Raw genomic sequence first — 22,140 nt, 5'->3', positions numbered from 1 at the left:
CGTTCTGCACCGCTCAACGCCCCAGTTTTTTGCGGATTTCTAGATGGATCGCATCGGGTGATGCGGTCCCGTCGATGTTTAGCACCAACTCCTTGCGCTCAAACAGGCTTAGCACCGGCTTGGTTTTCGAGTGGTAATCCTTTAACCGCCCCGCCAGCGCTTCTTCGGTGTCGTCGGGACGCGATCGCAACGGGCTTCCGCACACGTCACAGACGTCTTCGACCTCCGGACGGTGTGAGATCAGGTTGTAGTCCAGCCCACATCCGCTGCACAATCGCCGCGACAAGACGCGTTGGCGGACAACTTCATCGGGCACCTCGATGTGGATCACCGCGTCGATGTCATAGGTCTCCAAGAAGAACAACGCTTGCGACTCGCTGCGGGGAAATCCGTCCAGGATGAATCCGTAATTCCAGTCGTGTTCGTCCAACCGCCGATGCACGATGCCTTCCACCACGTCGTCGCCGACCAGGTTGCCCGATGCGACGATCCGCTTGACTTGGGCGCCCAGCTTGGTGTGATTCTTGATGTGCCAGCGAAAAATGTCCCCGACACTGATGTGCACCAAATCAAACGTCTCGACCAGTTTGGCCGCCTGCGTTCCCTTGCCACATCCTTGAACGCCCATGATCACGTATTTGTGCATTTTCTGAATCGGTGTTGGTGGAAATTTGGGGGGAGAGACCGTCTCACCGCCAGCAACTACGGTGCCGCCCGGTGGAGAGTACACTCTAACGTGTCAATGGGATCGGATAGATGATGTCGCTGATGAGCAAATGCCCAATCCATCAGCGTTTGTGCCGTCGCTTTGTGCGTCAGCAGCTCCCTTCCCGGTCCCCAAAACCGCTCGACCGACCCTCCCCGCCCGGCTTTGCACATGGCTTGTCTCCGTCCAATTTCATCAGTCCGATCCGTTCGACTGCGTTGTGTCACGTTCCTGATCGTGATCTTTGGGGCGACAGTCAGCGGCCCGATGGGGGTTGCTCAAGAGTCCTCGGACCTTGAGCCACGTGGAGTCTTTCCCGCTGCGTCGCCGCTTGAAATTGATGGTGATCTCGCATCACGGATGGTCGACGGCGTCGATCGGTACTTGCTCCGCAAAATCGACCAGTCCGCCGCGAGACGCTTGCGGCATTGGAACCGCAACTTTGAATCCGAACTGACCTATTCCCAGTCGGTTCAGCCCAACCGCGAACGCTTGGCCCGAATCCTCGGCGCCCATGATGACCGCGTGTCGCCGGTCGACATCGAACGCCGTTTTGTCGTCGCAGCCGCCGACGTTCGCGCGCCGTCAGGTTATCGAGTGCATTGCGTCCGATGGCCCGTTCTGGAAGATCCCGATCCGGGCCGCTCGATCGTTTCCGTCTACGGCGAAGGGCTATTGCTGGAACCAGTGGAGCCCGCCGCGGTGACCGCCAATGTGATCGCGATCCCGGATTGCGACCGAACACCCTCGCAAATCAGTGGCGTATCCGAGGGGATCGGCCGCGACTTGCAATTCGCCCGACGGTTGGCCGAACAAAACTGTCGTGTTCTCGTTCCCATGTTGATCAATCGCGAAATCAATCCACGAGGCCGCGCCAAACTGACCAACCGAGAGTACATCTATCGCGCGGCGTTTGAACTCGGTCGCCATCCGGTCGGCTATGAAGTCCAGACGGTGCGGGCGGCGATCGATGGCTTCGATTCCGCGTTGCCGATCGGGGTGATCGGCGCCGGCGACGGCGGACGCATTGCCCTGGCAACCGCCGCGCTCGACCAGCGTATCGATGCGGTCTGTGTCGCCGGCTGCATCGGCAAAAGCGAATCGGTTTGGACCGAGCCGATCGATCGGAATGTCTTTGGCCTGCTCGATGAATTTGGCAATGCGGAAATGCTGACGTTGATCGCGCCCCGCAAAGTGTTGGTCAATCATGCCCGCATCGCCGAACGGACTTTTGACGGCAGTGGTAGTGGTGCTCCCGGGGTGATCGCGTCCATTCCCTTCAGCGAAGGCCAGCAAGAAGTCGAACGCGCACGCCAGTTCGCGCGGCTTTGGATCGAAAACGATCATTGGAACGTCGAAGAAACAACATTGCGTGACGCACCATGTGACCAGGAAACGACGGACCGCTTTGTCGAATCGCTGACCGGTCGCGCGTCTGCCGGAGTGCCGCCAAGCGATCTCAAGGTGACACAGTTGGTTGATGAGGCGTCGATGCAAACACGTCTGGTGGAACGACTTGATCGACATAATCAACTGTTGTTACGCGAATCGCCTTTCGTCCGCAAGGAATTCATGAACGACCTGGACACGAGTTCTGTGGAGAGCTACGTCCGGTCATCGCAGCACTATCGCAACTTTTTTCGTCACTCCGTCATCGGCCACTTCGACGATCCGCTACTGCCGCCCAATGCCCGTGTCCGTAAAACCTATCGCCAACCCGGCTGGACCGGATACGAAGTGGTGCTGGATGTTTTTGACGATGTGATCGCCTACGGAGTGCTGCTTCTGCCGGACAACCTGAAGCCCGAGGAAAAACGTCCGGTCGTCGTCTGCCAGCACGGTCTGGAGGGTCGCCCCACCGATACCTTCCTCGGCGACCATCGCGCCTACCACGACTTTGCCGCCAACCTCGCTCGGCGCGGCTTCATCGTTTTTGCCCCGCAGAATCCGTACCTGTTCAAAGACCGTTTTCGAACGCTTCAACGCAAAGCCAACCCGCTGGGCAAGACGCTGTTTTCGGTGATCGTTCCCCAGCACCAACAGATCGTCGATTGGCTGCAGACCCTGCCCCAGGTCGATCCCCAGCGGATCGCGTTTTACGGTCTCAGCTACGGTGGAAAGTCTGCGATGCGAATTCCCGCACTCGTGACCGACTACTGTCTCTCGATCTGTTCGGCCGATTTCAATGAATGGGTGCTCAAAAACGCCTCAACCCGGCACCCGTTCAGCTATGTCGGCACGGGGGAATACGAGATCTTTGAGTGGAACCTCGGCGAGACGTTCAACTATGCCGAGATGGCGGCGCTGATCTGCCCCCGCCCCTTCATGGTCGAACGGGGGCATTTCGACGGCGTGGGCACTGACCAGTGGGTTGCGTTTGAATACGCAAAAGTGCGAAATCTGTATGCCGCCCGACTCAAAATCGGCGACCGGACCGAGATCGAATGGTTCGACGGCCCCCACACGATCAACGGCAAAGGCACGTTCGATTTCTTGCACAAACATCTCGATTGGCCGAAACCGGCATCAGATTAGGGCAAGACGATGGGGGCAAAATGCCAGTGGGAAGCGTTAGCGAGCGGCGCGTGTCGGGGAGATTTGAATTTAGCGATGGCAGAATGATGCGGGGGAACGAACATCCAGTCTGCACCCGCTCAAGTGAGGCGTTAATTCACCACGTTGCGAAGCGGTTGTCCTAACAACGCTCTCATGACTTCTTGTGCCCCCTTGGTGCGAAACTCGTCGCTGCCCTCCTCGCAGTAGTAGGCGGTGTGCGGATTGAGTAGCAGTCGGTCGTGCGCGGGGTGATTCGGATCACGCCATGCAGCCAGCACGGGGCTGTCTACCGGCGGTGGCTCTTGTTCCAACACATCGATCCCGGCACCGGCCAAGCGGCCTCGCTGCAAAGCGTCCACCACCGCAACGGTGTCGACAATGCCGCCCCGCGCCGTGTTGACCAAAAACGATCCCTGCGGCATTCGGCTGATTTCCGATGCCGCGATCATTCCACGTGTCTCGTCCGTCAACGGGCAGTGCACGCTGAGGATGTGTGATGATGACAATAAATCGTCCAATCGTTCGACACGCCGGATTCCCAGGGCTTTGTCGATCCCATCGGGAAGATACGGATCAAAGAACGCGACCTCCAACCCGAACGCTTTGGCACGCAGCGCCGCGGCGGTTCCGATGCGCCCGCACCCGACGATGCCAAATCGCCGACCGCGAAGTCGTGGAATCGGTTTCGCCTGGTCGACGTTCCACGGGCCGACACCGCGTCGCAATCGATTGCAGAGCAGGTGGGTGCCGCGGGCGAGTGAAACCGCCATCGCGACCGCCGAATCGGCGACCTCTTCGCTGCCGTAGTCCGGGACGTTGCAGACCGGGATGCCACGCTCGCGTGCGGCAGCGATGTCAATCGCGTCGTAGCCGACTCCGGGACGTACGATCACTCGGCAATAGGACAACCGATCGATGCTGCTTTTTGAAAACGTCAGGTAGTGATAGACCATCACCGCGTCGGCGTCTTCGATTTGGCCGACCAACTCCGCTTCGCTCTTCGCATCGAGCGCAATGACATCGGCGACCTCGCCCAGCACAAGCCGCTCCGCATCAAGCGGTTCGGTCATCAGATCGGTGATCACCACCTTGAATCGTTTCGTCATGGATTGCTGTTCCTTTGTGCGAAAAACCGACTTTATCAGTAACGAACCAAGGTCCATGATGAAAGTCGCCAGCTTTTGGCTGGCGGCCATCTACAACCTTGCGCGTCGTGGATTCTCAACCAATCACGTTTCTCAATTCGCAGCCGACGCAAACTTCGCTCCTTGCTCCTGGAACCACCGGTGCATCTGATCGGCCAGTTTGTCTCGGATCGCCGCATGCTCATTGGACGATGCAAGGTCGTGTTGCTCCAGTGGATCGTTCTCCAGGTCAAAAAGTTGCACCTCGTCAATCCGCGGATACTGGATCAGCTTCCAACGCTTCGTGCGGACCATCCGTTGGACATCATGGTAATAGCCATAGACTGCCGGATAGATTTGGTCTGCGGTGCCATTCAAAACTGCCGCAAGACTCTTCCCGTCGACTGAATCCGGGATCGCGATACCCGCCAATTCGCATGTCGTCGGATATATGTCTCGCAAGTAGATTTGCGCATCGGTACGTTTTCCATGGGGGATCCCCGGCCCGGCGATGATGAAGGGAACACCGATCGTGTGTTCGTACATGTTTTGTTTGCCCATCAGCCCGTGGCTGCCCAAGGCCAACCCGTGGTCGCTGGTGAAGATGATCACCGTGTTTTCGTCGCGGCCGGATTTCCGCAACGTGTTCAAGATCCGTCCGATCTGATGATCCATGTCGTCGATGACCGCATAATAAGCCGCGATCTCTCGGCGGACATCCGATTCGGTTCGCGGCCACGGAAGGAGTTGTTCATCACGACCTCTCAGGTTCCCGTGGTCGAACGGATGCTCCGGCAACAGGTTTGCCGGCACCGGCACCTCGTCCGGATCGTATTTGTCTTCGTATCCCGGCGGGATGATCAATGGATCATGCGGCGCCGTGAAGTTGACGTGCAGAAAGAAGGGTTTGTCCGATTTGCGTTCCAACAGTGCGATCGCGCCGTCGGCGATGTGCTTGCTCGTTTCGCCGACCAAGCCGATTCCCTTTTCCAGTTCCGGTTTTCCGTCGTCGGTTTTGAAGGTCCAGCCACGGTAGCCCGTGATCAGCCGCCCGTAGCGTCCGTAGCGGGGTTCACGGCCCAGTGCCCCCGCACCGCCGCTGCTGAACAACGCACTTGTTTCTTCGTACCCGCGCGTCTTCGGTGAGCCGTCATTCATCCATTTGCCCGAATACCAGGTCTGGTATCCGGCCTTCCGCAACGCATCGGCCCAGAACGTTTGTCCGGGCTTCAGTCGTCCGCCGCCGTAGGGGACGCCGTTGCGAAACGCCGTCGCGCCGGTCAGGATTTCTGCGCGGCTGGGAACGCACAACGGAAACGCGCACGTCGCACGTTCAAATGTCATCCCTTCACGAACCAGACGATCCAGGTTCGGGGTGTCGATCACCGGGTTGCCCAAGGCGGCGATCGTGTCGGGCCGTTGATCATCGCTGACGATCACCAAAAAATTCGGCTGCGGTGTGGCTGCAGAAACTTGCGACGGCAAACGGACCAGCATCGTCAGGAAGATCGTCAAAGGCACAGTGATGTCAGTGAAACTTCGCATCATTTTTCCAAGCATTCGAAACTACGAACCGATTTGACGCACGGATGGCAAAGCGTCCCCACCGATGTCAATCCGAGTGAGATTGAGGGCCACGTTGTGCCGTTGGTGGTGTATCGTAGAGGATCCATCACACCGCTGCCGCCTTTCAACGTCCGACGAGCTTTCGATCATGCCCGAAGAAGAAAAGAACCTTGACCTCTCGAAACTGGTCACGGTCGCCGAGCGGCCCGATGAAGCGTCCGCCGCGATCGTCGTGTCGGTGCTGCAGGATGATGGGATACGCGCCATCGCCACCGGCGGCTTTACCTCCGGATTCCGCGCCGAAGCCCCCGGCATGGTCAAGATCAAGGCGTTCGAAGAGGATGCCGAGCGGGCGCGACAAGTGATCGCCGAGATCAAAATGGATCCATCGGTCTTCGACGACTGACAACCATGCCAGCGGGACACGTCACGGCCTGTCGATTTAGTGAGCCGACGGCGCTAGCCGCGGGCCTTGCGGTGCCAGCATCGCCCTTCGAGGCCCGTGGCTAGCGCCATCGGCTCACGATTGTTTCGGTTGTGACTAAACCAACAGCCCGTCATTCCACGTGCTGGCACCGCAAGTCACCATGCGTTCGAATTCGGCGACGGATAATTGCAAACTGGTGCTCATCGCGACTGCTGGGGCAAGTCAATAACGAGGGGGCAACTTCATCTCGGACACGAAACGAACACCACATTCGTCCGTCGACGATGAATGCGTCAAAGCATGCCGCTGGCCCGCAGCACGGCTTCGTGCGTCGCGATGTCGTGATCGGCGTCCCAACGCAATTTCTTTTCGCCGCGGATCACCTGCGCCAAATCCAAAAATTCCGCGTCGTAGCGTCCCGTGGGACTTTCGAACGTCACGTCTTGGTAACCCTTTTTGAACTGCCCTCGCGGGCGATCCAATCCCAACCGTCCCCTGGGCGTTGGTTCCAGGGGACGGATCTCGAACGTGCCTTCGGTCCCGGTGATCGAGAACTGCCGACGCGCGCCGCCCATCGGATCGATGTGATTGCAGCGAATCGTTGCGATCGCTTTCGGGTAATCAAACACCGCCAACTGGTTGTCGGCAAAGGAGTCTTTCTCGGGAAAGGTCCGTCGCAAATGTGACGTCACACTCTCCGGCGGCCCGAGCAACGAGACGACTTGGTCGATCAAGTGACAGGCAAGTTCAAACATCCCGCCGCCGGAGATCTTGGCCAGTTCCAGCCGGCCTCCGTCGTTCATGTACTTGCCCATCATGCCGTTGATCTCGGTGATCTCACCCAGCCAACCGTCGCGGACGATCTGATCGGCAAACTGAAACGCCGGGTTGTACCGCAGCATGTATCCCATCTGGATGGTCAGTCCACGCTCGGTGGCGATCTGGTGCATCGCACGACAGGCATCCAGTGATTCGCCGGCCGGCTTGTCCAAGTGAATGTGCATCCCCGCATTCAAACATCGCACCGCCGTCGGAACCAAGTTCGGGATGTCCGTTTCGACGGCCACCGCTTGCAGACCAGGCGTCGAAAGCAACTCCGACTCGGTCAGCCATGTGACGCCTCGATAGGGATCACGCCCACGCATCGCCGCACGGCGTTCCGCATCGGGTTCGACAACCCCGACCAGCTCATACGTTTCCGGAAATTTCAGGATCGCGTCCAGCTTGCCGCTGGCGTGGGCGTGTTTCGTTCCGATTTGGCCGATGCGAATTCGAGGTTGCTCGGCCGCCTTGCAGAAGTGTCCGGCTGCACTTGCAACCACCGGCAACGCGGCCAGCCAATGACGACGTGAAAGAGAGCGGTGATGGGTCATGTGGTGTAAAGCTTGGGGGGAAAGTAGCGTCCAGTTTCTCAGCATGGCTCCCTTCTCCCCCGGCTTTGCGGGGGAGAAGGGCTGGGGATGAGGGGGCCAGCGACCAGCATAACCCACTGAATAGAAGATCGTATTTAAATGGGAAATGCGTCGGTGCCGTACCACAACGATGGCGACGAAAGCCGAGCCGATTCGTGCAAACCTGATGCACGTCGACATCGCAGACGTATTCACGAGTGCGATCGACATTGTAACCTCAATGGACTGCTACACTGTTGCACTCGTGATCCTCTTCAATGGCGCCTCCGCAGTATCCACGCACCAATCGATCAATGAAATACCACTCCTTCCCTGGCACCGACCTTTTCGTTTCCCAATTGTGCTTTGGATGTTGGGGGATCACCAGCGACTTCCATTGGGGCCAGCGTGCCGAAGTCGAATCGGTCGACGCGATGTTGGCCGCCGTGGATGCCGGAGTCAATTTCTTTGACACCGCCCCAATGTATGGCGAGGGTGCCAGTGAAACGCTGCTGGGGAAAGTGGTTGCGGAGAACAACTTGCGCGACAAACTGGTCATCGCCAGTAAGATTCGGCCCGACAAGATGCGCCCCTCCGATGTCGTCGCCGACTGCGAGGAATCACTCGCTCGCTTGCAAACCGACTACTTGGACCTCTATCAAACCCACTGGACCAGCCCCGACGTGCCGATCGCCGACACGTGGGGAGCCATGCGAGAACTGCAAACACAGGGGAAAGTGCGACACATCGGGGTCTGCAACGCGGGCGTGGGCGACATGGGCGATCTCTTGCCGCTGCAAAAGCCGTTGACGAACCAGTTGCCTTACAACCTGATCGCCCGAATGATCGAGTTTGAAGTCCAACCACGCTGCGTCGACGAAGGCATCGGGATCCTGGTCTACAGCCCGTTGATGCACGGGATGTTGGCCGACAAGTACAAGACGGCCGCCGAGGTTCCCGACGGCCGCGCCCGATCGCGGCACTTCACCACCGATCGTCCCAAGGCGCGTCACGGAGAACCGGGCTGCGAGGCGGAAACCTTTGCGGCGCTCGATCGAATCCGAGCGATCGCCGCCTCGGTCGAATCCTCGATGGCCGAATTGGCACTTGCCTGGACGATCGCCAAACCCGGCATCGTCAGCATCATCGCCGGGGCGCGCAATGCCGATCAGGCTCGACAAAATTCCGGCTTCCTGGAGCGTACATTTCCAACGGAAACGATCGACCAGCTCGACCAAGCAACCGAAGAACTCAAAAACGCCCTAGGCAGCAATCCCGACCTCTGGGACGGCGGCGACAATTCTCGGTACCGCTGATTCCAACCAGTACGACTTCTCCAGTACGACGGCCCTTCCGGGCGGTCGTCCGCGGGACTCAGCGCGACGACCGAGAAGCGACGTCGTACAATGTGCCGCATCTCCAGTACGACGGCCCTCCCGGGCGGTCGTCCGCGGGACTCAGCGCGACGACCCAGAAACGACGTCGTACAATGTGCCGCAAGTCGCGTTCCAAGGAAACTCCACATCGTGCAACGCTACAACACCATCACCGCCGCTCCGATCGCCGGATCGCTCGGCGCCGAGATCACCGGCGTCTCGCTCAGCGAAAACCTTCCCGATGACGTGGTCGCCGAAATCCGACAGGCGTTGCTCGATCATTTGGTGATCTTCTTTCGCGGCCAAGATCTCTCGCCGCAACAACAGATTGCCTTCGCACGCCGTTTCGGGCCACTGGAACAACACGACTTTGTCAAAGGCATGTCGGACTATCCCGAAATCATTCGCGTCGTTCGTGAAGCTGACGAAACGACGAAGAATTTTGGTGGTTCCTGGCACTGCGACGTGACGCATCAGCGCTGCCCCGCGCTCGGGTCGGTTCTTTACGCCGTCGACGTTCCTCCCTTCGGCGGCGACACGCTGTTTGCCAACCAGTACCTTGCCTACGAAACCCTCTCGCCCGGCATGCAGCGAATGCTCCAGGGGCTGACCGGAATTCACACCGCGCGCGGGCCGTTCGCGCCCGAGGGGCGCTCGAAATCGAATTGGAAAAACATGGAAGTGCAGACCAGCGACAAGGCCTACGAAGAAATGGAGCACCCGGTCGTTCGGACGCATCCAGAGACCGGCCGCAAGTTGTTGTTCGTCAATCGAACCTTCACGGTCAGGTTCAAAGAGATGACCGAACAAGAAAGCGCGCCGCTGTTGGAGTACCTGTTCCGACACGCCAGCGACGAACGGTTCACGTGTCGATTTCGTTGGTCCCAAGGGGCGGTCGCGTTCTGGGACAACCGCGCTGTGCTGCACCATGCGGTCGGAGACTACTCGGGATACCGCCGCGAGATGCGCCGGGTGGCAATTTCCGGCGACCGCCCCGTGTAAGTGGCAACAACTTCTCCGGTGCGATATCCTGAAACCAGCCGCATCGCTGGTCGACTCCGCACTCCCCTCCGTCTCGACGCCACCCGAAAGGGCCGATGAACGTTCTTGCGAATCCCTATCAATCGCCGCCGGAAACGGACCAAACGCCCGACAGCGAGGTGCAGGGTTCCGGGCTGGCGTTTTTATGCTTCTGTACGGGAGCAACATCGGTATTGATGGGATTGGGGGCATTGATGGTGCCCAATCTGCCGCCGCTCGGATTCATGCTTCTCGCCTTGGCGTTGTTTGTCGTCAGCTTGTTCGCGAGCAGAGCCTACCGACGGCGGGCAATCATCGCGATCGTTCTGTGTTTCGTCCTCGGATTGGGGATGCTCTTCCAATTGCGACTGATGCACGCGAGAATTGCAACGCAGCGCGCCCGAGAACATGCGATTGTAGCGGCCCGTGAGGCGGAACGTGCGGCAGCGCGAGCGGCACAGTCACAGACGGCATCGCGTCCAGCAAACCAAGTCGATTCAACGATTGTCCCCTGACAACAGCGGCGTCAACGGTAGGATTCGGACCAACGGAGAACGCATTGATGTACCTTGGAAACGATCGCGTTTCGGTCTTCGGTTGCCTGGCAACTGCTTTTTTTGTCGGCATCTTTTGGACGTGCGGCGTGCACGGACAACGTCCACTTCCGCTCCGGCAATTGACGTTCCGGGGGACGGACGGGGAACCGGTTTCGGTCGGCGACGCCACGTTGACGGCGGTTTGTTTTCTGGGAACGGAATGTCCGCTGGCAAAACTCTACGGGCCTCGCTTGCAGCGATTGGCCGATCGTTATGCCGACCGTGGCGTCACCTTCTTGGGCGTCAACAGTAACCTGCAGGACTCGCCGGCGGAAATCGATGCGTATGCGAAGAAGTACGTGCTCGAATTCCCGATGATCAAGGACGCCGATCAATCGATCGCCGACGCGTTCGAAGCAACCCGCACGCCGGAAGTGTTTTTGGTCGACTCCGGCGGCATGATCGTTTACCAAGGGCGAATCGACGATCAGTACGAACCGGGCATCTCTCGCGCCCATCCGACCACCAACGACTTGCGTGACGCGATCGAAGCGTCGCTGACCGGCGCACCGATCGACCAGCCCAAGACGACTGGCGTGGGGTGTTTGATCACGCGAGCGACGAAGATGAATGGAACCGCGACTTCGTCGGCCGATGTGACCTTCAATGCCGATATCGCCGCGATCCTGAACGAACACTGTGTCGAGTGTCACCGGCCGGGCGAGATCGCGCCGATGGCGCTGACGGACTATGACGAGGTCGTCGGTTGGGGACAAATGATCCTGGAGGTCATCGACCAGAAACGCATGCCGCCCTGGCACGCCGACCCCGACATCGGGCATTTCGTCGGCCAACGCCGCATGTCCGATGAAGCTCGCAACAAGATCGCTGCCTGGATCGACGACGGGATGCCACAAGGCGACGCCGCTGATCGACCGCCGTTGCCGCAATGGCCCAGCGGTTGGCAATTCGCCAGCGAACCGGACGTTGAAATTGCGATCCGCGATCGTCCCTTCACCGTCCCCGCCGAAGGTGTTGTCGAATACCAGTACTTTGTCGTTGACCCGAAATGGACCGAAGACCGTTGGATTCGCGCGGCGCAGGTCATCCCAGGCGATGCGAGTGTGGTGCATCATGCGATCGTTTTCGTCCGGCCTCCCGACGGCAGTAGCTTTCATGGCATCGGCTGGATGGCCGCCTACGTGCCGGGGCAACGAGCCGTCGCACTGCCGGACGGTCACGCCCGATTAGTCCCGGCAGGTTCGAAGCTGGTGTTTCAAATGCACTACACCCCCAATGGCCACCAGACAGAAGATCTCACGCGGGTCGGCGTTTGGACGGTCGATCGCGAAGACGTCACCCACGAGGTGTTCACCCGGATGGCGATTGATCACGAATTCGAAATCCCACCAGGTGTGGAAAATCACGTGGTCAAGATGGCCGTGGATTCATTTCCGCCAAACTCGCGGATGTTGGGCATCACGCCGCACATGCACTTGCGTGGGAAATCGTTTCTGCTGCTGGCCAATCGTCCGGGTGGCCAGACCGAACCGTTGCTCCGCGTGCCCCACTATGATTTCAATTGGCAACACTGGTACGAATTCGCTAAGCCCGTCAATCTGAGCGACGTCGATTCGCTGGAAATGTCCGTCAGCTTTGACAATTCCACCGGCAACCCGTTCAATCCGGCACCGGACGACTTTGTGTCCTGGGGCGATCAAACCTGGGAGGAAATGGCGGTCGCTTTTTTCGATGTCGCCATCCCACGCGGCGGTCCGCACTATCGCGTCCAACCGACGGTTTCGTTGTCGCCGCGCGAACGTCAGCAGCGCGAGCAGAGAATGGAGGAACACGTCACCGCATTTCTCGATCAGATGGATGTCAATGCGGACGGGATCGTCGAGCGTGATGAGACGCCCGTCACCTTCCAACGTTTCGGGTTTAATCGGATCGATCAAAATCGCGACGGTCGAATCGAACGCGACGAAATATCAGCCGCCGCAGCGGAGCGACTGTGACAGGGACGACACGACCAGCGAGTTGGAGCTCGCGATTGTTTTTCTGGTGGGCCGATCACCCGCTCGCCCAGATTGCCGTGTTCATCGTCATGTCGACGCTGGCGACAATCGGATTTACCAATCCCTCGTTGATCACCGATTGGATCCCCGAGCGTCTGGAGCAAACGGACCAATCAAATGCGTCGACCCGTTCCGGTCGGGATCGCAATCGCCGCAACATGGACTATCCCGACGGTGGTCGAGTCCCGGAGAACGTCCAGCCGTTTCAGGTCGGCGGGGGGCAATGCATCCTGGTCGCAACGATCGGTCCTTCCAGTGATGCGGATTTCTTTTCCGGGCCAAACCTGCGTGCGCTGCGCCGGGTCGCCGAGGGGCTGCAGGAGATGCCGCAGATCGACGACGTGATGTGGCTGGATAGCGTTCCCAGTTTCAACTTGTTCGGACTCTCGGGAACGCTGCTGCCAAGCGACAACGCCTCGCAGCGTCAATTGGACGAGGCGAGAAGTCGGGTGTTGGAGAATCCGTTGGCCGTCGGGCAGTTGATCTCCGGTGATGGGCGAACGGTATTGATGCACCTGGGGATCGATTGGTTCTTTGTCACCAGCGACGATGCGGTCACCACCGAGATTCGCCAGCGTGCCGAATCGATCGCGTCGCAAGTTCCCGGTGCGTCGTTGAGGTTTCAATTGACCGGACCGGTCCCGCTGCACCTGATGATGGCCAACAACCACGTCACCGATTCGACCAAGTACCAATTGATCGGCTATTCGATCATGTTGCTTTCGGCGGTGATTCTGTTTCGCGGATTCTCGGCGGTGGTGATCGTCGCGGTCGCGCCGGCCGTCGGCGTGCTGTGGACGACCGGGATGCTGCACTACTTGGACCTGCAAGACAATCCATTCAACGACATTATTGTTCCGGTTCTGGTCAGTCTGGTCGGTCTGACCGATTCGGTGCATTTGATGGTCGAGATCCGCCAGCAACGCGCCAGCGGGCTCGAAGTCAACGAGGCGGCTCGCCGAGGCGTCTCGCGCGTCGGCATGGCTTGTCTGTTAACCAGCACGACCACGGCGATCGGGTTTTTGTCATTGTTAGGGGCTCACCACGAGATCGTACGCGATTTCGGGATGTGCTGCGTGGTCGGTGTCGCCATGACGTTCATCAGTGTACTGACTGTGATTCCGCTGGGATGCCGATCACCTCTGGGGCGACGGCTGCATGTCGGATTGGGCAAGAGTTTGGTCGATGGGCAATTGCGACGGATCGGGCCGCTGGTCGATTGGGTGCTCCGTCGCGACCGTGCCGTCGCTCGGGTCGCAATCGCGGTCACGCTCGCACTCGCACTGATTTCCTTGCAATTGCAGCCTGACGAGAAGCGTTACAGCGGGTTGAGTGAATCGGGGGAGGCAGCACAGGCGCTGCGGCACTTGGACCGCGCGCTCGGCGGATTGGAGTTCAGCACCGTCGACGTTCGTTGGTATGGCGATTCGGATGACGGCGAGTTGTTGGACGTCCTGGGCGAAGTTGACACGTTGCTTGCTGGTGAACCGCTGATCGGTAATCCGTTGGGGCTGGGGCAATTGCTCGCGGCGCTCCCCGGAGAAGGCGACGCGAAGGAGCGGATGACGCTGTTGGAATTGTTACCGCCGTCACTCAAACGCGCGTTCTACGTTCCCGAACGCCGCTTCGCCTCCGTTCAGTTTCGCGTCCAGGATTTGGGGATTGCCGCGTACAACGATACCTTCCAGCGGATCGAAAAAGGGTTGGAATCGATCGCCGATCGACATCCCGATTTTGAGTTGATCTTGGAAGGGCACGCGGTTTGGCGTTGGAGCAACATTTATCAAATCGTCACTGACCTTGCGACCAGTTTGGGGACGGCCAGCGTGGTGATCTGGTTGGTGTTGACGATCGTGTACCGCTCCGTCCGGATCGGATTGATCTCGATCATCCCCAATCTGTTTCCGCTGGCCGCAACGGCGGCGATGTTGGTTTTCAGCGGCCAGCACTTGGAGATGGTCACCGTGTGCGTGTTCACGATCTGTGTTGGGATCGCGGTCGACGACACGATTCACTTTTTGACGCGGTATCAAGAAGAGATGAAGCAGGGAGGAGAGCACGAGGACGTGATCCGCCGCGCGTTCACCGGCGTCGGTTCGGCGTTGTTGATGACGACGATCGTCTTGGTTGCGGGATTGGCCTCCGCGATCGCTGGCGATTCCCGCGACGCCCGCATCTTCGGCATCATGGGCTGTCTGACCCTGGCCACCGCACTGTTCGCCGACGTGTTGCTGCTACCCGCCATGCTCAGCCGATACGCCAAGTCCCGCCGCCGATAATGCACGCACAAACGTTGGTGTCTAGCCTTCAGGGACCGTCCAGCTTAGGGCAGAGGCGAAAGGCGACAAATCCTGCAAATCTGACCGCTTGTTTAAGAGGGGGGCGGCGGGTGTACGACGTCCTTTCTAGGTCGTCGCGCAGAGCCCTACGGGCGACGGCCCGGAAGGGCATTGTACCCCAAGAAAAGCATCGCCTTAAGCTGGACGGTCCCTTCAGGCGACTCCCCACCCTGCTCGGGACGTCAATGGTATGGCAGCAGCATTTGCAACCAATTTGGCTTCTCTCCGTCTGGGAGAGACGGCGTTTGCGCTGCAAGCAACCGCCAGAGAGGGCCCGCGTCGCGAAAAGGTTGGCGATTTCCGCTGCTTACGATCCTGCCTGGGAATTTGAAATGTCATCAAATGCAACAAACCTGCGCAGGAGTTCAGCAGACAAGAAGGGCCGATACGTTTCCGGCGGAGGACCTTCAGGTCTTAAACTCGGGTAAACCATCGCGTAATCAGCAAAGTACGCGGCACGTTTCAGTATCTCTCGGGGGGCCAGGCGGTCGGCAGCCGCCGGCGGGTGTAGCAGGTGACGATACGAATCATTGGCACGGACGTCCGCGATCCATTTTTCGATGCTGTCCGGTTCGGTGTTGTAGTCAATGTTGAATGCGGCACCTTCAACGTAGTAGTTGAATTTATTCAGTTCAACATTTGACACCTTTCCATCAACCCACAGTTCGGCGAGCTCAATGCCCCGCCGACTGGCTTTTTGGGGAAGCAGGGGCCAAATGGATCGGCAACAGGCAAGATAATATCGATGCAGCTCGACACTCGGGTGATGACTGCGGTTCATGCCCCGACTGAGCTTTGGCAGGGGCGATCGCGAATCGTTTGTGACACCCCAGATGTAGCCGATCATCAGAATAGCGTCATCAGTCGTCTCCCACTGTTGCTCGGTCATTTTCGGTTCCTGTCAGACGTCAACAGACAATGCTCGGGCACAGACAATGCTCGGGGACATAGGCAATGCTCGGGGACATGGCACCACGATCTGGCGGCGGAGCAATAAGGCAATGCTCGGGGACATGGCAAGGCAATGCTCGGGGACATGGCAATGCTCGGGGACATGGCAATGCTCGGGGACATGGCACCACGATCTGGCGGCGGAGCAATAATGCTGGCGCGCGTACTGTCACGGTCCATTCGTGTTATGTGTCTGGACAGGCGGCCACTGCTCAACGTCAGAAAAATAGGCGCGGCGAAAAACTATGCTCGGGACACGGCACTCTCGCTGGGCGGTGGATTGGCAATGCTAGCACGCACCTTGAGCAATAGCGTTCAGCCCAACGGGGACACGGCACTATTGTCTGGTCGCGGATCCGAAATGCTAGCACACGAGTTGTCGCTTCACATTCGTGCCATGTCCCCGGCGGGAATCTTGTCCCCGGCGGGAATCTTGTCCCCGGCGGGAATCTTGTCCCCGGCGGGAATCTGTCCCCGGCGGGGAACGCCGAGGGGATCGTTGCGTGTTCCCGTTTGTGAGGGCCAACGGGGACATTGTGAGGGCCAACGGGGACATGGCACGATCAATTGACAGCAACCATTGATGCTGGCAACAGGTCGCACGAAACCCACCTGGGGAAAATACACTCGGGGACATGGCATGATCTGTTGACAGCATCCAAGCGATGCTAGCAACCGATTGCCGGAGGTCCATTCGTGCCATGTCCCCGACCGGAGATGTCCCCGACCGGAGATTCTTCGTGCCATGTCCCCGGTGAAGTTTGTCCCCGGTGAAGTTGATGTCCCCGACGGAGTTGTACTCGGCGGTTAGCTGAGCACACCGGGCAGAATGCCTGTGCTGTCGGCGAATTTTTCTTGGCCGGTTCCGAAGGCGTTGAGCATGGCGGCGTACAGGTTTGCTAGCGGTGTGTCACGGCCGAAGGACAGGTGCTGGCCGGTGGCGATGCGGCCGCCACCGCTGCCGCCCAATAAGATCGGCAGGTTGTGTGGGTTGTGGCTGTTGCCGTCACGCAATCCGGATCCATACAGAATCATTGAATTGTCCAGCACCGTCCCTTCGCGCTCTTTCATCGCGCGAAGTTTCCCGAGCAGGTAGGCATACTGCTCGACGTGCCAACGATTGATCAGCTGGTACTGCCGCAGCTTTTCTTCGTTGTTTTGGTGGTGAGAAGTGTCGTGGTGCCCGCCGGAGACCCCGTCCAAGAACGAGAAGTTCCGCCCGCTGACGGCATTGCCGAACATGAACGTGCACACGCGTGTGGTGTCGGTTTGGAACGCCAGCGCGATCATGTCCAACATCAACCGCACTTGCTCGACGTACTCGTCAGGCCGTTCCTCCGGAGGACGGTTCTTGCGATCAAGTTTGACCAATGGCTGCCACTGCTTGGCACCACCGGCGTCTTGATTCTGCAATCGTTTCTCGACCGACCGAACCGATTGCAGGTATTCGTCCATCCGCTGTCGGTCCGATGCACCGAGCCGGTGTTTCAGCTCGTTGGCATCTTCTAGCACCCGATCCAACAGCAATCGATCTCGCTGAGCCGCTCCCTTTTGAGGGTTACCAGCGCGAAATAATCGGTCAAAGACCAGGTGCGGATTCAGTTCCCGCGCAAGTGGACTGGTCGGACCGCTCCAGGCGATGTGCGAGCCATAAACACGCGTGTAGCCGACGTTGGTGTCGACACCGGTCGTGACCGGATCGATGCCGAGCTCCAACGACGGCAGTGGTGTGAATTTGCCCGAATAGTCGGCCGCCACCTGGTCCATCGAGCGCCCGTTGCAGTTCAGATCGATGCCGAGCGACTTGTTAATCGTCGTGCAGGTCAGAAATCCGGAACATTTCACATAGTGTCCGTCACCGAAATTGCTGGCCTGGTTCCACAAATTGGTTAACACCAGTAGCTGGTCTTTCACATCGGACAACGGTTCCAATGTCGGCGAGAGCTCAAAGTCCGCTCCCGTTTTTTCCGGCGTCCACATGTCCTGCCGAACGCCGTTGGGAACGAACAAGGCGGCCATTCGCAACGGCGCATCCTCCGGCGCTTTGCCCTCAGATTCTTCGGCGGACACCGCTCGCGGCATCATCGCTTCGAGCCAAGGCAACGCCAGCGCCGCCCCGGCGCCACGCAGCAGCGTTCGCCGCGACAACGGCAATTGGCGATTTGAATCGTCGTCTAGGTAAACGTTCACGTGATTAATCCTTGGAACCTTGTTTGTATCGAAACGGAATGCTTTTGACGATTTCCAAAATCAACGTTTGGGCTTTGTAGTCGTCTTCGGCCAATGTTCGCGAAATCGACTCGACCACGCATGCATCTTCGTTGGTCAGCCCCCGTGCCAGGGCATAGCCGAGCATCTTTGACGTCAGGTTGCGGATGAATTGTTCCTTCCGCTCCATCAATAGCCCCTTCAGCTCTTCCGGCCCGTCAAAGGTCTCGCCACTGGGCAGTTGTCCGCTGGCATCGATTGCGACTCCATCGGCTTCGGTTCGCCACCGACCGAGCACGTCATAGTTCTCCAGCCCAAAACCCAACGGATCCATCGCCTGGTGACAGGACGCACAGACGGGATCGGATCGGTGCAGTTCCAGCCGTTCCCGCAGTGATGTGGGGTTAGCCGCGTCGCCGTGTTCCTCAAGTTCCGGCACATTGGGGGGAGCCGGTGGCGGAGGCGTGCCCAACAGCGTTTCCAAAACCCACTTGCCTCGCAGCACCGGGCTGGTTCGGTGTGGGAAGGAGGAAACGGCCAAGACGGCGCTCATGCCCAACAACCCGCCGCGGCGATCCTTCTCACTCAGTTCCACCTTCTTGGGTTGTTCACGAAACTCACCTTTCACCTTGTAGTGACGGGCGAGCGTTCGGTTGACGTAAGTAAAATCGGAATCGATCAGGTTCAACAGCGATCGGTTGTCGGCCAGCAAGTCTTCGAAAAAGAAGATCGGCTCGTACTTCATCCCGCCTTCCAGCTCAGAATCGTAACGTTCGGCGACCGATTTGTCGGGTTTGAATTCACGTCCGAGCGCCCGAGTGCCGAGCCATTGCTCGACGAAACTGGTCGCAAACTCACGGACCTTCGCACCACGCCGCAACCCCCGGCGATCGACGTCGCTGCGCAGCATCCGCGCGACCTGCTGCGTGAGGACTACTTCGTCGTGCAACTTTTCTTCCGCCGCCAAACGCAACAGTTCTGTATCCGGCATCGACGCCCACAGAAAATACGACAACCTCGATGCCATTTCATAATGGGACACCGGCGTCGGTTCATTGGACTCGGCCGGCTGTTCGTACAAGAACAGAAACTTTGGCGATACCATCGCAGCGACCAACGCGAACTCGATCGCACTGGAATAGGACTCGTCTTCCTGAAAGACCTGGTTGAACACCTCAGCGTACTCGTCGATTTCCTCGTCGCTGACCGGCCGCCGAAACGCTTTGGGCAGAAATCCGGCAAGCACCTCACGAGCGGCTTGTTCCGGCGAGCGTTTCTCGCGCGGCATCGACGTGATAATGCGTTTTCGATCGTCCGGATCTTTCAGTGCATGACCGATCGCTGAACGTGCGGCGTCAAGGTACTTCTCTGCGTAGATCGGGGAGATGAACAGCGTTTCGGCTGCGTTGTCAAATCCCTCGCCGCCGGCGCCGTCGTCTGGCAGCGCGTGACCCGCATTGATCGGGATCCCCAGCAGATCGCGTACGGTATTGGCGTATTCGGTCCGATTGAGACGTCGCAGCATCGGGCCGCCCGGGGATACGCCGTCGTCGCAGACCGCTTGGTAGATCGTACTGCGAATCCAAGCGACAAACGCGGCCCGGGTTTCCGGCTCGGGCGTGTCGTATTCTTGCGGAGGCATTTGGCCTTCATGAACGCGCGTCGCAATTCGGTTCCAGGCTTCGATCGCACTGGTGACTTTTTCGGAGGAATCGAACCCTTCCAGGTCCAATCCCGACTCTGCGTCCTCCCCCATGTGACAATCGATGCAATACGTGTGAACAAACTCGATCGCATTTCGTTCGGTAAATTCAACCGAGTCTTTGGTGTCCGAATTTTCGGCGGCAGCTTCATCTCCGAGTGTCGTCATTCCACTCAAAGCGAGTGCGAACACCGCAAGCGGCGCGCGAACGTAATGGGCAATTTGTAATGCCATATATAAATTTAGAGGTGGGCAAGGGCGAGTTCGCTGGCCGGATCCGCTCGCCACGGGGGGACGATTGGGATCCTAGGGGATCGGGGGCTCCAGGGAATTCCAGAAGCACCCGTGTTTCGCTCTTCGTTGAGGATGGGGCTCGAATTATAGACGACGTTCAAGCTGACGAATACTCGAATCGATTCGGAACGTCGGTTTCCCTTCCAACTATCCGCTGAGTCTCCCCAGAGTTTCCTCAGCGAAATCCCACCCATTACGGCGTCGCCCCACACCCCCTCGCTTGGATTTCACGCCGCCAGGCACTGACATTCGTCGCGGGGCACACCGCAGCCCTTCCGCTGGCCGCTATGGCAGTTGCGGGACCACTGCGTTGCCGGAATCGTCGATCGGGTACACCGCGTCATGCTGTTGGAGCGCGGCGATCATTCCCTGCATCATTTGCTTCAGCACCTCCGGCCGGGACTTCGCCAGATTGGTGGATTCGAACGGATCATCGGCCAAATTAAATAATTCATAGTTACCGTCGGCGAACTGAATGTGTCCGCCGCTTGTCTTGGTTTCCGGCAACGCGTGATAGATGACTTTCCAATCGCCGTCGCGCCAAACGGTGAAGTAGTTGCTGCGGTGCGGTCCGTGTGGATAGTGCATCAAAAACTGTTGTGGACGCTTCGCATCGGGTTCCCCGGTCAACAGCGCTTGCAGGGGAGAGCCATCGACGACGTGGTTTTGCGGCACTTTTGTGGCAGTGAATTGCATCAACGTGGGGAACAAGTCTTCGACCGATGCGACTTGATGCTGGATCGCGCCGGCACGGATCTTCAGTGTTTGCTGATGCACGTTGTCGGGATTGCGTTTGGCCCAAGCGGCGATCAGTGGCACTCGCATTCCGCCGTCGTAGTGGGCGCCTTTCTTGCCACGCAGCGGTTCGGCACAGGCGACGGCATGCTGATGTCCCAGCGGCGCATCGCTGCCGTTGTCTCCCAGGAAAAAGATCAGTGTGTTTTCCGCGACTCCCAGTTCTTCGAAATGGTCCAACATGTCACCGAGCGATTTGTCCATCCCTTCGATCAACGTGGCAAACGCTTGAGCATTGGCGGGTTTGCCGGAGTCCTTGTAGTGGTCGGCGAAACGCGGATCGGAATCAAACGGGGCGTGGACGGCGTAGTGGGAAAAGTACAGGTAGAACGGCTTGTCCGCTTGCACCGTCTCGGTCACACGTTTCTTGGCCTCGATGGTCAGCGCCTCGGTTAAAAACGTGTCACTGCCGTGATACTGTTCCAAACCCGGAACGGCATGGTGGGCACGCTTGGTCGCCGCCCCGTAGTTCTTTTCCGCGTAGTAGCTGCCGGGGGCTCCAAATGCGGCTCCGGCAACGTTGACATCAAAGCCCAGGTTCAAGGGCTCGGCACCTTCATAACCGGTCGGCCCAAAGTGCCCCTTGCCGACGTGGATCGTCGTGTAGCCCTGTCCTCTCAACAGGCCCGGCAGGGTCACATCGCCTTCTTTCAGTCCCGTCCAATTCCAATCCGGCGCGCCGTTTGTTCCGCGGTTGTCCTGTCGCGGATTGATCCAGTTGGTGGTTCGGTGTCGGGCCGCGTTCTGGCCCGTCATGATGCTCACCCGCGTCGGCGAACACACGCTCATCGCATAGAACTGGTTGAATCGGACGCCTTGGGCCGCCAATCGCTCCATGCCAGGGGTGCGGTAGTAGTCGTTCAGCGGGTAGCGTTTGGGGTTGCCCGCGTCATCGGTCAAAAAGGGGACGGACGTGTCCATCATTCCCATGTCGTCAACCAAGAAAACCATGATGTTTGGTTGATCGGCGGCGTAGGAGGGTGGTGATACGACGACAAAGGTGGCCACGGCGAAAAGCAAGGTGAAGATCGTTTTCATGGCTGAACGTGTTTCGGAGAGAGAATGGGTGGG

The 22,140-nt window shown here is 58.8% G+C and carries 15 protein-coding genes; 7 read left to right on the top strand and 8 right to left on the bottom strand.

Annotated features, from left to right (window positions below; genetic code table 11):
- Window positions 1-13 precede the first annotated feature (13 nt).
- A complete protein-coding gene (locus Mal15_RS18610) occupies window positions 14-646 on the bottom strand; it encodes an adenylate kinase family protein (protein WP_147869151.1) in 633 nt (210 codons plus the stop codon).
- Between the two features lie 327 nt (window positions 647-973).
- Here Mal15_RS18610 and Mal15_RS18605 point away from each other — a divergent pair, with 327 nt between their 5' ends.
- On the top strand, window positions 974-3,241 hold the full coding sequence (locus Mal15_RS18605) for an alpha/beta hydrolase family protein (protein ID WP_199773681.1): 2,268 nt from the start codon (window positions 974-976) through the stop codon (window positions 3,239-3,241).
- Between the two features lie 131 nt (window positions 3,242-3,372).
- Here the strand turns inward: Mal15_RS18605 and Mal15_RS18600 are convergent, their stop codons facing one another.
- Complete coding sequence (locus tag Mal15_RS18600) at window positions 3,373-4,368, bottom strand: C-terminal binding protein (protein WP_147869150.1); 996 nt, start codon at window positions 4,366-4,368, stop codon at window positions 3,373-3,375.
- Between the two features lie 132 nt (window positions 4,369-4,500).
- On the bottom strand, window positions 4,501-5,931 hold the full coding sequence (locus Mal15_RS18595) for a sulfatase-like hydrolase/transferase (RefSeq protein ID WP_167546909.1): 1,431 nt from the start codon (window positions 5,929-5,931) through the stop codon (window positions 4,501-4,503).
- A 169-nt stretch (window positions 5,932-6,100) separates the two neighbouring features.
- On the opposite strand from Mal15_RS18595, the gene Mal15_RS18590 reads away from it, so the two are divergent.
- A complete protein-coding gene (locus Mal15_RS18590) occupies window positions 6,101-6,358 on the top strand; it encodes a putative signal transducing protein (protein ID WP_147869148.1) in 258 nt (85 codons plus the stop codon).
- A gap of 314 nt (window positions 6,359-6,672) precedes the next feature.
- Here Mal15_RS18590 and Mal15_RS18585 read toward each other — a convergent pair whose 3' ends face one another.
- Complete coding sequence (locus Mal15_RS18585; RefSeq protein ID WP_167546908.1) at window positions 6,673-7,752, bottom strand: Gfo/Idh/MocA family protein; 1,080 nt, start codon at window positions 7,750-7,752, stop codon at window positions 6,673-6,675.
- A 332-nt stretch (window positions 7,753-8,084) separates the two neighbouring features.
- Here Mal15_RS18585 and Mal15_RS18580 point away from each other — a divergent pair, with 332 nt between their 5' ends.
- The 5 genes from Mal15_RS18580 (at window position 8,085) to Mal15_RS18560 (ending at window position 15,059) form a co-directional block, all read left to right on the top strand.
- The gene (locus Mal15_RS18580) at window positions 8,085-9,086 is read left to right on the top strand and encodes an aldo/keto reductase (protein WP_167546907.1); all 1,002 of its coding nucleotides are present in this window, start codon (window positions 8,085-8,087) and stop codon (window positions 9,084-9,086) included.
- A 210-nt stretch (window positions 9,087-9,296) separates the two neighbouring features.
- Window positions 9,297-10,148, top strand: coding sequence for a TauD/TfdA dioxygenase family protein (locus Mal15_RS18575; protein ID WP_199773680.1), 852 nt, complete (start codon window positions 9,297-9,299; stop codon window positions 10,146-10,148).
- 95 nt (window positions 10,149-10,243) lie between these two features.
- Window positions 10,244-10,681 carry a hypothetical protein gene (locus tag Mal15_RS18570; protein ID WP_147869144.1) on the top strand — a complete coding sequence of 146 codons (438 nt, stop codon included), beginning with the start codon at window positions 10,244-10,246 and terminating at the stop codon, window positions 10,679-10,681.
- A gap of 47 nt (window positions 10,682-10,728) precedes the next feature.
- Window positions 10,729-12,720, top strand: a complete 1,992-nt coding sequence (locus Mal15_RS18565) for a redoxin domain-containing protein (protein WP_147869143.1) — start codon at window positions 10,729-10,731, stop codon at window positions 12,718-12,720.
- Between the two features lie 35 nt (window positions 12,721-12,755).
- Window positions 12,756-15,059 carry an efflux RND transporter permease subunit gene (locus tag Mal15_RS18560; protein ID WP_147869142.1) on the top strand — a complete coding sequence of 768 codons (2,304 nt, stop codon included), beginning with the start codon at window positions 12,756-12,758 and terminating at the stop codon, window positions 15,057-15,059.
- Between the two features lie 367 nt (window positions 15,060-15,426).
- Here the strand turns inward: Mal15_RS18560 and Mal15_RS18555 are convergent, their stop codons facing one another.
- The 4 genes from Mal15_RS18555 to Mal15_RS18540 all read right to left on the bottom strand — a co-directional run bounded on the left by Mal15_RS18555 (window position 15,427) and on the right by Mal15_RS18540 (window position 22,107).
- Window positions 15,427-16,008 carry a hypothetical protein gene (locus tag Mal15_RS18555; RefSeq protein ID WP_147869141.1) on the bottom strand — a complete coding sequence of 194 codons (582 nt, stop codon included), beginning with the start codon at window positions 16,006-16,008 and terminating at the stop codon, window positions 15,427-15,429.
- 869 nt (window positions 16,009-16,877) lie between these two features.
- Entirely contained in the window at window positions 16,878-18,260 is a 1,383-nt protein-coding gene (locus tag Mal15_RS18550; RefSeq protein WP_233902873.1) for a DUF1552 domain-containing protein, read from the bottom strand.
- Window positions 18,261-18,264: 4 nt separating this feature from the next.
- Window positions 18,265-20,214 carry a DUF1588 domain-containing protein gene (locus Mal15_RS18545; protein WP_147869140.1) on the bottom strand — a complete coding sequence of 650 codons (1,950 nt, stop codon included), beginning with the start codon at window positions 20,212-20,214 and terminating at the stop codon, window positions 18,265-18,267.
- Window positions 20,215-20,559: 345 nt separating this feature from the next.
- Entirely contained in the window at window positions 20,560-22,107 is a 1,548-nt protein-coding gene (locus Mal15_RS18540) for a sulfatase-like hydrolase/transferase (protein WP_147869139.1), read from the bottom strand.
- Between the last annotated feature and the right edge of the window lie 33 nt (window positions 22,108-22,140).

This window comes from Stieleria maiorica (assembly GCF_008035925.1).
In the GTDB taxonomy this organism is placed as follows: Bacteria; Planctomycetota; Planctomycetia; order Pirellulales; family Pirellulaceae; genus Stieleria; species Stieleria maiorica.
Note: the sequence above shows the minus strand (reverse complement) of the source record. Positions and strands in the feature narration are given on the sequence as shown.